We start from the raw sequence: 15030 nt of genomic DNA, 5'->3' as shown, positions 1-15030 counted from the left end.
CGGGCACTGCTAGCCTCGGCGACGTGCCCGCTACCGGGCATGATTTCGAGCGTGAATCGGTGAGAGTGAATGCTCGACAACGCATTGCGTATAGCGATCGTAGGAATGGGACCGCGTGGTCTGAATGTCTTCGAACGAATTTGTGCTAATGCCCGGCAGCTAGGCAATTCCGCGGGCGTGGAACTGGTCTTGATCGACTCGGCGCGCGTCGGCACCGGCGCCGTGTGGCGCACCGGCCAGTCCGCTCACCTGCTGATGAACACGGTGGCGGAACAGGTTACGGCCTTCACCGACGACAGCGTCGATATGGCCGGCCCGGTCGACCGCGGCCCCAGCCTCTACGAATGGGCCAATTTCCTGGCCAAAATAGGCAATTTCGCGGGATTGCCCGCCGACGCCTATCGGGAAGCGCTGCGCATCCGCCCGGAAAGCTATCCGCCGCGCTACTTCTACGGCCATTATCTGCGCTGGGTTTTCGAACGCACCCGCGACCACTACGCGGAATGGGTGCACGTACGCGAAATCACGGCAACCGCCGTCGATCTGCGCGACGGACCCGGTGGTCTGCAAGAGGTGGAGCTGAGCACCGGCGAACGCCTGCGCGGCCTGCACGCCGTGGTGCTGGCCCAGGGACATCTGGCCGAACTCGGCGCGAACGAACCGGGCGCCCTGCCGGATTCGGCCCGCCGCCTCGGCCTCGGCCACATCCCGCCCGCCAATGCCGCCGATATCGACCTGGACCGGATTCCGGAACGCGAACCGCTGCTGGTGCGCGGCCTCGGGCTCACCTTCTTCGACTATCTGGTGCTGCTCACCGCCGGGCGCGGCGGCCGCTTCAAGGAATCCGATGCCGGACTGGAGTACATCCCGTCCGGCCGGGAGCCGCAGATCATCGCCGGTTGCCGGCGCGGCGTGCCGCATCACGCCCGCGGGGAGAATCAGAAGGGCGTGGACGAGCGCTACCTGCCCGTGCTGCTCGACTCCGACCGTATCGCCGAATTACGCAGGCGCGCCCGGCAATCCGGGGACGTGTCGTTCCGCCGGGACGTCTGGCCGCTGATCGCCCGCGAAGTGGAGTCGGTCTACTACGCGGGCCTGCTGGCCGACCGCCTCAGCCCGATGCGCCTGGAGTCCTTCCGCGCCCGCTATCTCGCCGCCGCGAACGACGAGGCCGCGTCGGAACTGCTGGCGCGCTTCGATATCCGGGACCGGCAGCGCTGGGACTGGTTCAGTCTCGTCGATCCCACCGGCGGCCGCCGCTTCGGCGCTCCGGCGGAATTCCAGCACTGGCTGCTGGCCTACCTGGATGCCGATGTGCGGCAGGCGAAGCTGGGGAATGTGCGCGGTCCGGTGAAGGCCGCCCTGGACGTGCTGCGGGATCTGCGCAACGAGGTCCGGTTGATCGTCGACTACGGCGGGATCGCGGGGTCGTCGTATCGGGACGACCTGGACCGCTGGTACACGCCGATGAACGCCTTCCTGTCCATCGGCCCGCCGGCCGCGCGCATCGCCGAGCTGGCGGCGCTCATCCGGGCCGGGGTGGTGCGGGTGGTCGGGCCCGGTATGCGGGTCGGCATCGACGGGCACGAATTCGTCGCGCGCTCACCGCAGGTCGCGGGTTCGGTGGCGGCCGGGCGCACGCTCATCGACGCCTGGCTGCCCGCCCCGGACCTGCGGCGCACCGCGGATCCCCTGCTGCGCAACCTGGTGCAGCGGGAGCAGGCGCGCGACTACGTGATCGGCTCGCCGGACGGCAGCGCCTACCGCACCGGCGGGCTGGCCGTCGCGCCCGGCTCGCATCACGTGGTGGAGGCGAGCGGGCGAATTCACCCGCGCCGCTTCGCCTTCGGGGTGCCGACCGAGGCGGTGCGCTGGGTGACGGCGGCCGGTGCGCGCCCCGGCGTCAATTCGGTGACCCTCGCCGACGGCGATGCCATCGCCCGCGAGATCCTCACCGCCCATCGATATCAGGAATCAGCGAATCACTGTGAAAGGCATGACGATATGACGGTCGAGTGCGGCCTGCTCGCCCCCGTGGGCGTGGGTACGCCGGTGGAATCCCTGCTGGGCGACGATGCCTGGATCGAGGCCATGCTGGAGGTGGAGCTGGCGCTCGCCCGGGCCCAGGCGCGCCTGGGCATGGTGCCGCCGACCGTCACCGAACATCTCGCCATCGCGGTGCGCGAGCACGAGTTCGATCCGCGCGAGATCGCGGAAGCCGCACGGGGCGCGGCGAATCCGGTGGTGTGCTTCGTGGAGCGGCTGCACCGCGCGGTCGCCGATGTGGATCCGGCCAGCGCCAACTATGTGCATTACGGCTCGACCAGTCAGGACATTCTCGATACCGCGACCATGCTGATCGCATCGCGGGTGCTCGCGGTCATCATCGCCGATATCGACTGTGTCCTGGTGTCGCTCGCAGATCTGGCGCGGGACCATCGCAGCACCCCGATCGCCGGGCGCACCCTCGCCATGCACGCGGTCCCCACCACTTTCGGCGCGAAGGTCGCGATCTGGATGCAGGGCCTGCTGGACGCTCGCGAACGCCTCACCCGCGTCCGCGCCTCGCTGCCGGTCCAATTGGGCGGGGCCGCAGGCACTCTCGCCTCCTATGTGGAGTGCGCCCGCTGCACCGATTCCGATCTCGCCCAGGCGCCCGCCGCCGAGATCGCGCAGCGCCTCACCGAGGCGTTCGCCGCCGAACTCTCCCTCACCATCAGCCCGATTCCCTGGCACACCGCCCGCACCCCGATCGCCGACCTGGCATCGGCGCTGGCGCTCACCTCCGGGGTGCTGGGCAAGCTCGCCGTCGACGTGATCTCGCAGTCCCGCAGCGAGATCGGCGAACTCGTCGAACCCGCCGCCGCCGGACGCGGTGAATCCTCGGCCATGCCGCAGAAGCGAAATCCGGTGCTCAGCACCATGATCCGCGCGGCCGCCCTGCAGGTCCCCGCACTGGCCTCCACCCTCTTCGGCGCGCTGCTGGCCGAGGACGAACGCCCGGCCGGCGCCTGGCACGCCGAATGGCGGCCGCTGCGCGACTGCCTGCTCCTGGTGGGCGGCGCGGCCCACACCGCCGTCGAACTCGCCAACGGCCTGACCGCCGACGCCGACCGCATGACCGCCAATCTCGCACTCAGCGAAGGCCAAATAGTCTCCGAGCGCCTCTCGATCCGCCTGGCCCCCCTGCTCGGCAAACCGGTCGCCAAGAAGACCCTGCAATCGGCGTCCTTCGAATCCCAGTCCACCGCCCGCCCCCTGGCCGACATCCTGGCCGAATCCCCGGATATCGCCTTCCACCTGTCCAAACCCGAACTGGCAGACCTGCTCCGCCCCGAAAACTACCTCGGCGCCGCCCCCGACCTCGTGGATCGGGTCCTCCGCCGTCTCTGACCGGGTAACCCTCAACCCGGCGGAGCGATCACCGGGAACTGGTTGCGGCATCCGCCGATGAACACCGCGACCAGTTCCCGACGATCACCCGGCGCCCCGGCTGGGCGGCAGCCGCTGAGAATTCGTTTCCGCGTCCTCCACCGAGGGGGTTCGGGGGCGTAAGCCCCTGAGAGTCCCGAGAGCCGGGCCTACCCGAACAGGCGCTTCGGCGGGCGGTTGGAGGCGGCGCGGCGGTCGGCTTCCTTGGTCTTGACGCGCTCGGCTTCCTTGCGGACCTCGATCAGGTTCTCGCGTTCGCGGAGCAGCCAGGCGGGGGGTTCGGCGAGCAGGGCGGCGATCTGTTCGGCGTCGAGGGCTTCCTCGATACCGGCGCGCACCAGGCCGGAATTGGATACCCCGAGTTTGCGGGCCACCACATCGCGGGGGAACGGACCGGTCTGTCGCAGATCGGTCAGCCACTGCGGCGGGTTGGTGCGGAGCTCTTCGAGCTGCGCGCGGGTGACCGGGTTGTTGCGGAACTCCTCAGGGGTCGCCGGCAGGTAGATACCGAGCTTGTTGGCCGCGGTCAGCGGCTTCATGGTCTGGGGGTTCTTGTCCGGGCTCACCGATCAAGGGTATCGGGCGGGCCGCGGCAACCGGGCGCGCGGTGCGGTGACGCCGCCGCCGTGCAATAGCCTGGGTGGAATGAGCCGGTTCGAGTCCATCGATGTGGAACGACTGCGGTGGTTCGTCGCGGTCGCGGAGGAGTTGCACTTCGCGCGTGCGGCCAAGGCGCTGGGCATCGCCCGGCAGCGCTTGAGCGGCACCGTGATCGAGCTGGAGCAGGAGCTCGGCACGAAGCTTTTCCTGCCCGGGGTGAGTCCGACCACGCTCAGCGACGACGGGCAGGAACTGCTCGACGCGGCGCGCCGGATACTCGCCGAAGCGGCGGCCGCCGCGCCCGAACCGGTGCCCGACGGCGTGCCGAGCCTGCGGGTCGGTTTCGTGCCCGGGGTCACGGTCACCAAATGGGAGCGGGTGTGGGCGGACCGGTTCCCGGACATTCCGTTGCGATTGCTCCCGGTGCCGATGAAGGAGCAGGAGTCGGCGCTGCGCGAGGGCGCGGTGGACATGTGCTTCGTCCGGCTGCCCATCGATCGTGACGGCATGAGCGCCATCCCGCTCTATCACGAACTGCCCGTGGTGGTCGTCCCCAAGGATCATCCGATCGCCGCCTTCGACGCGGTGAGCACCGCCGATCTCGCGGACGAGCGCATGCAGGACGCCTCGGACATCGACGATGCCGCCATGACCATGGAATTGGTCGCCGCGGTGAGCGGCGCGGCCATCGTCCCGCATTCGATCGCGCGCCTGCACCATCGCAAGGATCTGGTCTACCGCACCGTCACCGACGCACCGGACACCGAGGTCGCACTCGCCTGGCCGACCGCGCACACCGGGGAACTGGTGGAGGAATTCGTCGGCATCGTGCGCGGCCGGTCCGCCAACAGCTCGCGTTCGCCGTCGGGCCAGGAGCAGCCGAAGAAGCCGCCGGCCAAGAAGTCATCCTCGAGTGCGAAGAAGCCGCCCGCCGGAGGCAAGCCGAAGTCCGGATCCGCTCGCAAACCCGCCAAACCGTCGTCCCGTCGCGGTCGATAACTCCAGGTCGAAGGCCCGTCTCCGGTGGGAGACGGGCCTTTTCGCATCTCAGGGCAAAGTTCAGGGTCATCTCAGGGTTGCGCTATACGTATACGTCTACTTATAGTGATTGCACGAGCTCAGAAGCTCGGGGGTTGTACCGAGAACGCTTGCTACACAGTGTGTTTCGCCCAGTCGCGACACACTGTTCTATCTGAATGCTCATATGCGCATTCATGAATGAAATGGAGCCTGATCATGGCCATCGACATCCAGAAGACCGACGACGACACCCAGCCCGCCCTCCCGTCCGGCCTGCGCGAATTCGAACTGCGCGTCGGCCCCGGCGGCGGCCGCACCCAGAAGTTCACCGGCCGCCTGCTGGCCGAGGCCAACGAGGTCACCAAGGCCGGCACCGAGGTGGTCCGGGTCTACGTGAGCCGCAAGGGCAAGTTCGTCGTGCACCGCCACTACATCGAATGGCAGGACCTGCAGAACGCCACCAAGCACGCCTACCAGGAGAAGAAGCTCGAATTCGCCACCGCGCGACGGGTTTCCGATCAGTCCGACTTCTCCGCGCTGACCGACTGGGTCAAGGGCTTCAAGAACTGGCGCGAACTGCTCGGCCTCGGCGACGACGGCTACGGCGACTTCACCCTCGACATCTACGAGACCCTCGGTGAACTGCGGGATCGAGTGCCCGCCAAGGTCTTCCGCATCGTCGCCGATGTGACCGAGAACCCGTCCGAAACCGTCCTCGACATCTGACCTACAAGCGGCCGAACCCCGAAAGGACTTCTCCCGCATGTTCTCCCGCCTCGGACGATTCGTCGTCGACAAGCCCTGGCTGGTGATCGGCCTGTGGCTGATCGCCATCGTCGGAGTGGTGGCCGTAGCCCCCAAGCTCGCCGCCACCACCGATCAATCCGACTTCCTCCCTTCGCATTACGAGTCCATTCAGGCCGCGGAGGTGCAGAAGAAGGCCTTCCCGGACAGTGAACCGCCGGCCGCGCTCATCGTCTTCGAGCGTGCCGACGGCGCGCCGCTGAGCGAGATCGACGCGCAGGCCGTGCAGACGGCCGCGGCGCGGCTGACCGAGAAGAAGATCGAGAACATCACCGGCATCGTGGCGACGCCGCCGTCGGACAACCGCCTGGTGGATATCGTCGCGGTCGGCATGACCAAGATGGACAGCCAGACCGATACCCGGCAGGGGGACGCGGTCAAGGCATTGCGGGACGCGCTGAAGGAGCAGACCGCGGGCACCGACCTGAAGGCCGGTGTCACCGGTACGGCCGCGTCGAATCTGGATCAGACCGAATCCGGCAACAAGGGCCTGGCCATCATTCTGGTCGCCACCATCCTGTTGATCGTGGTGCTGCTGCTGGTCATCTTCCGCAGCCCGGTGATCGCGCTGCTGCCCATCCTGGTCATCATGGCGCTGTCCCCGATGGCCACCGGCCTGATCGGCATGGCGGCCGAGGCCTTCGACCTGAAGATCGACAATTCGGTGCAGGCGCTGCTGTCGATCGTCATGTTCGGCGTCGGCACCGACTACATCCTGTTCCTGATGTTCCGCTTCCGGGAACGGCTGCGGGCCGGCGACGACGCCAAGACCGCCGTGATCAATGCGGTGGAGCGGGTCGGCGAGGCCATCACCTCCGCCGCGGCCGCGGTCATCATCGCCTTCGGCGCGCTGACCCTGTCCTCCATGGGCATGTTCCGTTCCATGGGTTACGCCCTGGCCATCGCCGTCGCGGTGACCCTGGCCGCGGGTCTGACGCTGGTGCCCGCCATCGTCTCGCTGCTGGGCACCAAGGTGTTCTGGCCGTCCAAGGCGTGGCAGGTGGAGCCGAAGGGGGCGCGGTTCACCGCGATCGGCTCGGCCCTGGGTAAGCGGCCCGCCGTGTTCGCGGTGGCGTCCGGCGGCGTGCTGGTGGCGCTGGGCGTCTTCGCCGTCGGTTTCAATCCGACGTTCGATCTGAGCTCCGGCTCGACCTCGAACGCCGCGGAATCGGTGGTGTACCAGAAGGAGATGCTCAAGGGCATGCCCGCCGGCACCACGCAGCCGTCGCAGGTGTACCTGACCAGTGCGGGCGCCGGACAGTTGAACGATGCGCAGCTGAACGAATACCGCACGGCCCTGGCCGGAGTCGAGGGCGTCGGCCAGGTGTCGCCGCCGAAGTTGTCGCAGGACAAGACGATTGCCGAATACCAGGTCACGCTGAATTCCGCGCCGGAGTCCGATGCCGCGCTGGAGATCGTCGGCGGCCCGCTGCGGGATACCGCGCACAGTGCCGCGCCGACCGGTACCGAAGCCAAGGTGGGCGGTCTGACCTCGGTCTTCGTCGACTTCAAGGCGGCCATGAACCGGGACTACAAGGTGGTCTTCCCGGTGGCGGCGGTGCTGATCATGCTGGTGCTCGGACTGCTGCTGCGCTCGGTGGTGGCCCCCTGGTACCTGATGGCCTCGGTGTTCCTGGGCTTCGGCGCGACGCTCGGCGCGGCGGTGCTGATCTTCCAGCACGTGCAGGGCGATTCGGGCCTGATCTTCACGATGCCGATCATCATGTACCTGTTCGTGGTGGCGCTCGGGACGGACTACAACATCCTGATGGTGGCGCGACTGCGTGAGGAGGCCCGCGAGGGCAACGATCCGCACACCGCGGCGGCGCTGGCCGTGCGGCATACGGGTCCGACCATCGCGGCGGCCGGCTTGATCCTGGCGGGCAGTTTCGCCTCGATGATGCTGGCGGGCAATTCCATGCTCGAGCAGATGGGCTTCGCCATCTCGGTGGGCATCGCCATCGCGGCCTTCGTCATGGCGATGTTCTTCACCCCGGCGGTGACCGCGCTGATCGGCCGCAAGGCCTGGTGGCCCGGGCACGGCGGGGACGCCCGGCAGCCGATCGAGGAGGTCGGCTCGGATTGGACCGTCCACGACTACGATCCGGCCCGCCGGTAATCGCAGGTCAGCGAGCCCGCTTCCCTTCGGGGAGGCGGGTTTTCGCGTTTCCCGGACCTTCTGACAGAAACGTGTTTCAGTTTTTTCCCGAAAGTGCCCCGCACTGAACTGGACAGCCGATACAGTTCGCCCGGACCGCACACGAAGCGGCCGGTACCAAGGGAGTTACTTCGATGACCATGTCCGTGAACAACCACATCGCCCGCCGAATCGGCGTCGGGGCCACCGCCCTGGGCGTGCTGGCCTGTTCGGCGGCCCTGAGCGCGCCCTACGCCTCGGCCTCGCCCACCGGACTGTCGGTGAACGCCCGCAATATCTACGCGGCCTGCACCTACCAGATCACCGCCACCGTCGACCATTGGTTCCCGGTCTCGTTCTGGGACAACGGCGTCATCATCTCCGGCGGCGGCTCGGTCGATCCGGTCAACGGCAAGGCCACCGTGCAGTGGACCCCCAAGGGCGCCGGCACCCACACCCTGGCCGTGCTCCAGGGTTCGGCCTGGGAACTGCGCGTGAACGTCGCGCAGCCGACCCTGACCGGCAGCGCCACCTGCGGCGCGGGCCCGCTGGGCTTCCTGGGCTCGTAGCACCCGGTTCGAGAGAACCCACGAATTCGATTCGGCGCGACCCGATCACGCCGGATCGTCCCGGGCCTGGCCGGCCCACCATCCTCTGTTCCCTGGCCGGCCAGGCTCGCCCCTCCGCTAGCGCAGGGTCGTATGCCAGACCACGGCGGCGGCCAGCGCGCCCGCGCCGTTCACCGACCAGTGCAATGCGATAGGCGCGAGCAGGCTGCCGCTGCGGCGGCGCAACCAGGTGAACACCACGCCCGCACCCGCGGTGGCCAGCACGGCGAGCGCGATACCGGCGATCTGCCCGGCCACCCCGCCGCCGAGGAAACTGCTCAATCCCTTGTTGCCGCTGGTCAATCCCAGTGACGAGGCGATGTGCCAGAGCCCGAAAAGCATGGAACCGGCTGCGAATACGCCGCGCGCGCCGACCGCCCGATCCAGGGTCCCGTGCAGGACGCCCCGGAAGGCCAGCTCCTCGGGAATGGCGGTCTGCAGCGGGATCACGATCATGGAGGCGATGAGCGCGCCGGAAATGGTGGCGTAGCGATCGGCCAGGAAGAACGGCCGGGTGATGGGCAGCAGCGCCCCGATGGCCACCGCCGTCAGCACCACGCCGACCGCGGCCAGCGCCCACAGCGAACCCTTGCGCCAATGCCGCGGTGAGAGCCCGAGTTCGTGCCAGGCCAATCCGCGCCGCCGGACCATACCGACCAGCACCACCGCGGCGATCGGCACCGAGATGATGCTGGCCCACGGCGTGGTGAAGTGCGCGATGAGGTTCGTGCAGGTCAAGACGACGACAACGACGGCTACATCGATATAGGCGTGCAGCCGGTGACCGGGGGGAGCGGGCTGATCGGCGAGCACGGCGACCGCACCGTTATCGTTTCGAGACATCGGGGCCAGTGTACGGACGGATCCTTAGAACGGGCTTCGTTTGTGGTCGATACCCCGGATTCTCAGGTTCACACCCCGTGCGCCCAGCCCTCCGGATCGTCCCAAGCCTGCAGCGTGCGGCGGGTTTCGAAGCGGCGCGGCTGCCGGGTGATCGGATCGGTGAATTCCAGCACCGCGGCCAGCAATTGCAGTGGCCGGGTGTAGTCGTCGACCGGTTTGTCGGTGAGATCGGGATAGAAGTCGTCGCCCAGGATCGGCACCCCGAGGCTGTTCATGTGCAGCCGCAGCTGATGGGTGCGCCCGGTCCTGGGCCGCAGCCGGTACCGGCCCAGGCCGTCGCGGTGTTCGGCCAGCTCGATATCGGTCTCGGCATTCGGCTCGCCCGGCTCCTCGTAAGCCTTGAGCACCTGCCGTTCCTTGACGATCCGGCTCACCACGGTGCGCGGCAGTTCCAGTTCCGGATCGAAGCGCGCGATGGCCTCGTACTCCTTGTGCACCAGCCGTTTATGGAACATCGTCTGATACGCCCCGCGCCGCGCCGGATTCACCACGAACAGCACCAGCCCGGCGGTCACCCGATCCAGCCGATGCGCGGGAATCAGATCCGGCAGCTCCAGCTCCTGCCGAAGTCGCACCAGCGCGGTCTGCAGAATGTGCTGCCCGCGCGGAATGGTCGACAGGAAATGCGGCTTGTCGGCGATCAGGATGTCGTCGTCGCGATACACGATGCCGATCTCGAACGGCACCGTCTTCTCCTCGGGTAGATCGCGATGGAACCACACCGCCCCGCCCGGCACGTACGGCGCGTCCGGCGCGATCGGACCGTCCAGATCCACGATCCCGCCCTCGCGCAGCAGCTCGTCGATGCGGGCCGGATCCACCCGGGGCAGCCGCTCCACGAGATGATCGCGAATGGTCGCCCAGCCGCCGTCCTCGGGCAGCCGCAGCCGCGCCGGATCCAATCCGTGCCGCTTGGGTAGCGGCGGCTGCTGCCTGCGTCTCACCCGCACGACCCTAGTCGCGCCGGGTTTGCCGGAACGGCACGGTATGCCCGGCGCGAGCGTGGTCAGAAGCCGCGCAGGCGGTCCGGGGTGATGCGGATCGGGGTCGAGTAGGTGGCGTAGAACTTCTCGGCGGTCATCTCGATATCGACCAGGCCCTTGGCGTATTTCTCGGTGTAGCGGGCGATCTCGGCGGCGGTGGGCGGTTGCTCGTCGATGCGGGCGGTGCCGGTCAGGATGGCCACGTCGCCGCCGGTGGCGTCGGTGTTGAAGTGCAGGGCGACCCGGGGATTGCGGGCGATATTGCGGAGCTTGGCCTGTCCCGGTTCGCTGAACACCAGGAATTCGGCGCCGTCCCAGAGGAACCAGACCGGATTGGGAGAGGGGGTGCCGGAGGCGGCGACGGTGGTGAGCCAGATGATCGTGTCGCGGTCGAGTCGTTCGGCGACGCGGGCGCCGAATTTTGTGCCGGTGTCGACAAGGGTCATGGACTTGACCAACAGCGGGGGCGGGGACGGGATTCCGGTCCGGCGGGTTTCCGCCATCCGGGGGTCCCGCGCGCACGGCCTCGAAAGTTAGCCTAACCTATCTTCCTGTCGATTCTTGTGTGAGGATCGGGCGAACCGATCGGATCGAGAGGCAGGGCAGATGACGGTGGAGGTAGCGCCGCCCGAGGCGACGCAATCCGGGGCGGGGGCCGCCGGGACCACGGACCAGGCCGCCGAGAAGGCCGCCGCCAAGGCGCGCAAACAGCGGGAAGCCCAGGCGCGCAAGGAGATTCTTGCTCCGGTCGCGGGCACGCTGTCGCTCGCGAGTCTGGTCGTGGCCATCGCCTCGGTGTGCGCGGTGGTGCCGTTCCTGCTGATCGTCTCGGCCGCTCGTGAATTGCTCTCCGATGCCGTGGACACCGGCCGGGTCTGGCATCTGCTGCTGATCGCGGTGATCGTCCTGATCGTTCGCGCCGTGCTGCAAGCGGCCGCTCTGACCTGGTCGCACACCGTCGATGCCAAATATCAGCTGACCCTGCGCCGCCTGCTGGCCGACAAACTCACCCGCGTCCCGCTCGGCTGGTTCGGCGAACGCACCTCCTCCGAAGTCAAGAAGTACCTCCAGGACGACGTCGAGGCGCTGCACTACCTGGTCGCCCACGCCCGCCTGGATTTCATCGGCTCGGTGACCGTCCCGCTGGTCACGCTCATCTACCTGGCCACCGTCGACTGGCGGCTCACCCTGGTCCTCCTGCTGCCCTTGGTGATCTACGCCCTCTGCATGAAGCAGATGCTCGACGAGCCCGGCCGCGAACGCCTGGTCGCGTACAACGCATCCGAACTCCGCACCCGCGAAGCCACCGTCGAATTCGTCGACGGCATCCAGGTGGTGCGCGCCTTCGGCCGAGCGGGCAAGGCGTACAGCGAATTCCAGGCCGCCGTCGAGAACCAGACCGACCGCCTACGCAAACTCAAGCTGCCGGTCATGACCATCCAGTCGATCTCCGACACCGTGGTCGCCCCCGTCTTCGTCATGCTCCTCGTGGTCGTCGCGGGCCTCGCCGGCGTCGGCCTGAACTGGCTCGAGCCCCTGGACCTGCTCCCGTTCCTGCTGGTCGGATTGGGCCTGGGCAGCTCCCTTCTCGGCCTCGGCTACGGCGCCCAGGCCCTGCGCACCGCCGGCGACGCGGCCCTGCGCCTCCATGAGCTGATGCAAACCCCCGAACTACCGACAGCCGATCCGCGCACTGCCTCCGGAGACACCGGGCAAACCGAAGCCGCCGCGACCGCGGTGCGCTTCGAGGGCGTGACCTTCGGTTACCGCGATGACCATCAGGTGTTGCGCGGCGTCGATCTCGAGCTTGCGCCGGGCACCATCACCGCGCTCGTCGGTCCCAGTGGTTCCGGCAAGTCGACGCTCGCCAAGCTCCTGCCGCGGTTCTACGACGTGACCGGTGGCCGGATCACCATCGGCGGGCGCGATATTCGGGACTTCGGCACCGAAGAGCTGTATCGCACGGTCGGATTCGTGTTCCAGGACGTGCGCCTGATCCGCGGCACGGTCCGTGACAATCTGCTGCTGGCCAAGCCGGACGCCGACGCCGATGCGCTCGAGCGCGCCGCGCGGGCCGCCCAGATCCACGACCGCATCACCGCTCTGCCGCGCGGCTACGACTCGGAGATCGGCGTGGACGCCATTCTCTCCGGTGGTGAGGCGCAACGTCTTTCGATCGCCCGCGCGCTGCTGGCCGACACCCCGGTCCTGGTGCTGGACGAGGCCACCGCGTTCGCCGATCCGGAATCCGAGGCGGCGGTGCAGGACGCCCTCGCCGTGCTGGTCGCCGGCCGGACCGTGCTGGTGATCGCGCATCGCCTGCACACCATCACCGGCGTGGACCGAATCCTGGTGCTGGAGCACGGCTCCCTGGTCGAGCAGGGCGATCACGCCACCTTGAGCACGGCGGGCGGGACCTATCAGCGCCTGTGGGAAATCAACGAAGCGGCGCTGACCGCCGTCACCCTGGAGGAATCGCGGTGATCCGCAAGCTGTTCGCGCTGGTGCCGGGCGAATTCGCACCGCTCACACCGAAACTCGTCGCCGCGATCCTGGCGCAGGCGCTGAGCCAGGCCGCCGCCTATGTGCTGCTGGTTCCGGTGCTGCAGGCGCTGTTCCGCGATGAACTCGCCAGTGCTTGGGCCTGGACCGGCGGCTTGGCGTTGGCCGTCGCGGGTGTGGTCGTCTTCAGCTACCTGCAAGCGGTGCTCGGCCTGCGCATCGGCGTCGGCATGCAGCACGGCCTGCAGACCCGCATCGGCGATCACCTGAATGCCTTGCCGCTGGGCTGGTTCGACGGCCATAACGCGGGCGCGCTGTCCCGCGTCGTGGTCGAGAACGTGCGCGAAGTGCAGGGCTTGATCGCCTATCTGCTGGCCAAGATTCTCACCGGCATCGTGGTCCCGCTGGGCGTGGCAGTCGGCATGCTCTTCATCGATTGGCGCATCTCGCTCGCCATGCTGGTGGCCGCTCCGGTCCTGTATCTGGTGAACCGCTGGGCGGGCCGCTCCTATGTGGCCGCCGACGAGCAGCTGCACGAGGCCGCCTCCGAAGCCAATGCCCGCGTGCTGGAATTCGCTCAGGCGCAACCGGTCCTGCGTTCCTTCGGCGCGGTCGGCGCGGGCAATCGCGCCCTCGACACCGCTCTGGAACGCCAGCGCAAGGCCGCCTTCGGCATGATGTTCGCCGCCGTCCCCGGCCTGATCGTCTTCTCCCTGCTGGTCCAGGCGGTCTTCCTGGTGCTGGTCTACCTGGTGGTCGGCCGCGTCACCGGCGGGGCCATCTCGGCGGCCGCCGCCATCGCCTTGATCGCGGTCAGCTCCCGCTTCATCGAGCCCCTGAACCAGGCCGCTCAGCTGGGCGGGGCCCTACGCGCCGCCGCGTCGGCCGCCGACCGGGTGAGCGCGCTGCTCGCCGAACCCGTACTGCCGCAATGGGAATCGGACGAGGATGTCGTCCCCGGCGCGCCCGAGATCGTCTTCGACCAGGTCGCCTTTGGTTACCGCACCGGGGCCCAGGTCCTGTCCGACGTCTCCTTCACCGTCCCGGCGGGCACCACGACCGCGATCGTCGGCCCCAGCGGCGCAGGCAAATCCACGGTCCTGCGCCTGGCCGCCCGCTTCCACGACGCCGACTCCGGCAAGGTCACGGTCAGCGGCCACGAGGCGCGCAAGCAGCCCACCGAACTCCTGCTCAACCAGATGTCCCTGGTCTTCCAGAACGTCTACCTCTTCAATCGCTCCATCCTGGAGAACATCCGAGCCGGCCGCCCCGACGCCACCGACGAGGAAGTCCTGGCCGCCGCCCGCGCCGCCCGCGTGGACGAGATCGCCGCCCGCCTCCCCGAAGGTTTCGACACCCCCGTCGGCGAAGGCGGCACCGCCCTCTCCGGCGGTGAACGCCAACGAGTCTCGATCGCCCGCGCCCTCCTCAAGAACGCCCCGATAGTCCTCCTCGACGAGGCCACCAGCGCCCTCGACCCCCACAACGAAGCGGTGGTCGTGCGCGGCATCCACGAATTGACCAGGGGCAAAACCGTAATCGTCGTAGCCCACCGCCTCGCCACCATCGCCCACGCCGATCAAATCCTCTTCATGGAGCAGGGCCGCATCATCGAACGCGGCACCCACGACCAACTCCTCACCCTCCAAGGCCGCTACGCCGCCTTCTGGTTCGAACGCACCCGAGCCTCCGGCTGGCGCCTCGAAGGCGCCCCGGCCTGACGCCGTCACCCCTCGTCATTCCGGCATGCTTTCGGCCGGAATCTCACTGTGGGAAGTGAGATCCCGGCCAAACCCACGCCGGAATGACGGTGCGGCGCGCGGGGCTTGCGTGTCACCGGCCGCCGGGGGCCGCTCCGCCCTGAGAGTCGTCTCGCGCGGGACTCTCTCCGCCCGAGGGGGTTCGGGGGCGTCAGCCCCTGAGAGTTTCGAGAGTTGTCTCACCGCACTTCGCATACCGGGCAATTCCAGCTAAGGTAAGGCTATGCAAACCTAAACCGGGGAGGTGGGTTGTGCGATCGAGTCAACTGCGGGCAACCGCG

11 protein-coding genes are annotated in these 15030 nt (G+C 68.2%); 7 read left to right on the top strand and 4 right to left on the bottom strand.

The genetic code is table 11. From position 1 onward, the window contains the following. Positions 1-69: 69 nt before the first annotated feature. Positions 70-3393 carry an FAD/NAD(P)-binding protein gene (locus NY1_RS44520; RefSeq protein ID WP_084534949.1) on the top strand — a complete coding sequence of 1108 codons (3324 nt, stop codon included), beginning with the start codon at positions 70-72 and terminating at the stop codon, positions 3391-3393. Positions 3394-3581: 188 nt separating this feature from the next. On the opposite strand, the gene NY1_RS13840 is transcribed toward NY1_RS44520, so the two are convergent. Further along, a complete protein-coding gene (locus tag NY1_RS13840) occupies positions 3582-3998 on the bottom strand; it encodes a DUF5997 family protein (RefSeq protein ID WP_067712125.1) in 417 nt (138 codons plus the stop codon). A 79-nt stretch (positions 3999-4077) separates the two neighbouring features. On the opposite strand from NY1_RS13840, the gene NY1_RS13835 reads away from it, so the two are divergent. The 4 genes from NY1_RS13835 (at position 4078) to NY1_RS13820 (ending at position 8562) form a co-directional block, all read left to right on the top strand. Continuing rightward, entirely contained in the window at positions 4078-5031 is a 954-nt protein-coding gene (locus NY1_RS13835; protein ID WP_067712122.1) for a LysR family transcriptional regulator, read from the top strand. A gap of 237 nt (positions 5032-5268) precedes the next feature. Further along, positions 5269-5778: an EXLDI protein gene (locus NY1_RS13830; RefSeq protein WP_169815349.1), complete on the top strand. Its 510-nt coding sequence runs from the start codon at positions 5269-5271 to the stop codon at positions 5776-5778. 37 nt (positions 5779-5815) lie between these two features. Continuing rightward, positions 5816-7975 (top strand): MMPL family transporter, encoded by a 2160-nt coding sequence (locus NY1_RS13825; protein WP_067712116.1) that lies wholly within the window; start codon positions 5816-5818, stop codon positions 7973-7975. Between the two features lie 173 nt (positions 7976-8148). Next, entirely contained in the window at positions 8149-8562 is a 414-nt protein-coding gene (locus NY1_RS13820; protein WP_067712113.1) for a hypothetical protein, read from the top strand. 117 nt (positions 8563-8679) lie between these two features. Here the strand turns inward: NY1_RS13820 and NY1_RS13815 are convergent, their stop codons facing one another. The 3 genes from NY1_RS13815 to NY1_RS13805 all read right to left on the bottom strand — a co-directional run bounded on the left by NY1_RS13815 (position 8680) and on the right by NY1_RS13805 (position 10990). Then, on the bottom strand, positions 8680-9444 hold the full coding sequence (locus NY1_RS13815; RefSeq protein ID WP_067712110.1) for a CPBP family intramembrane glutamic endopeptidase: 765 nt from the start codon (positions 9442-9444) through the stop codon (positions 8680-8682). 68 nt (positions 9445-9512) lie between these two features. Beyond that, entirely contained in the window at positions 9513-10448 is a 936-nt protein-coding gene (locus NY1_RS13810; RefSeq protein WP_067712481.1) for an RluA family pseudouridine synthase, read from the bottom strand. Between the two features lie 62 nt (positions 10449-10510). Continuing rightward, entirely contained in the window at positions 10511-10990 is a 480-nt protein-coding gene (locus tag NY1_RS13805; RefSeq protein WP_233434327.1) for a TIGR03667 family PPOX class F420-dependent oxidoreductase, read from the bottom strand. Positions 10991-11093: 103 nt separating this feature from the next. On the opposite strand from NY1_RS13805, the gene NY1_RS13800 reads away from it, so the two are divergent. Together NY1_RS13800 and NY1_RS13795 are read left to right on the top strand one after the other, a co-directional pair. Beyond that, the gene (locus NY1_RS13800; protein ID WP_084534948.1) at positions 11094-12971 is read left to right on the top strand and encodes an ABC transporter ATP-binding protein; all 1878 of its coding nucleotides are present in this window, start codon (positions 11094-11096) and stop codon (positions 12969-12971) included. After that, a complete protein-coding gene (locus NY1_RS13795) occupies positions 12968-14710 on the top strand; it encodes an ABC transporter ATP-binding protein (protein WP_067712107.1) in 1743 nt (580 codons plus the stop codon). The genes NY1_RS13800 and NY1_RS13795 overlap by 4 nt, the downstream gene beginning before the upstream one ends. The last annotated feature ends 320 nt before the right edge of the window (positions 14711-15030 follow it).

The organism is Nocardia yamanashiensis NBRC 100130 (assembly GCF_001613325.1).
In the GTDB taxonomy this organism is placed as follows: domain Bacteria; phylum Actinomycetota; class Actinomycetes; order Mycobacteriales; family Mycobacteriaceae; genus Nocardia; species Nocardia yamanashiensis.
Note: the sequence above shows the minus strand (reverse complement) of the source record. Positions and strands in the feature narration are given on the sequence as shown.

Bases quoted from the DNA above. Each gene is read 5' to 3' on its own strand.
- NY1_RS44520 (WP_084534949.1), top strand. From the start codon at position 70: ATGCTCGACAACGCATTGCGTATAGCGATCGTAGGAATGGGACCGCGT.
- NY1_RS13835 (WP_067712122.1), top strand. From the start codon at position 4,078: ATGAGCCGGTTCGAGTCCATCGATGTGGAACGACTGCGGTGGTTCGTC.
- NY1_RS13830 (WP_169815349.1), top strand. From the start codon at position 5,269: ATGGCCATCGACATCCAGAAGACCGACGACGACACCCAGCCCGCCCTC.
- NY1_RS13825 (WP_067712116.1), top strand. From the start codon at position 5,816: ATGTTCTCCCGCCTCGGACGATTCGTCGTCGACAAGCCCTGGCTGGTG.
- NY1_RS13820 (WP_067712113.1), top strand. From the start codon at position 8,149: ATGACCATGTCCGTGAACAACCACATCGCCCGCCGAATCGGCGTCGGG.
- NY1_RS13815 (WP_067712110.1), bottom strand. From the start codon at position 9,444: ATGTCTCGAAACGATAACGGTGCGGTCGCCGTGCTCGCCGATCAGCCC.
- NY1_RS13805 (WP_233434327.1), bottom strand. From the start codon at position 10,990: ATGGCGGAAACCCGCCGGACCGGAATCCCGTCCCCGCCCCCGCTGTTG.
- NY1_RS13800 (WP_084534948.1), top strand. From the start codon at position 11,094: ATGACGGTGGAGGTAGCGCCGCCCGAGGCGACGCAATCCGGGGCGGGG.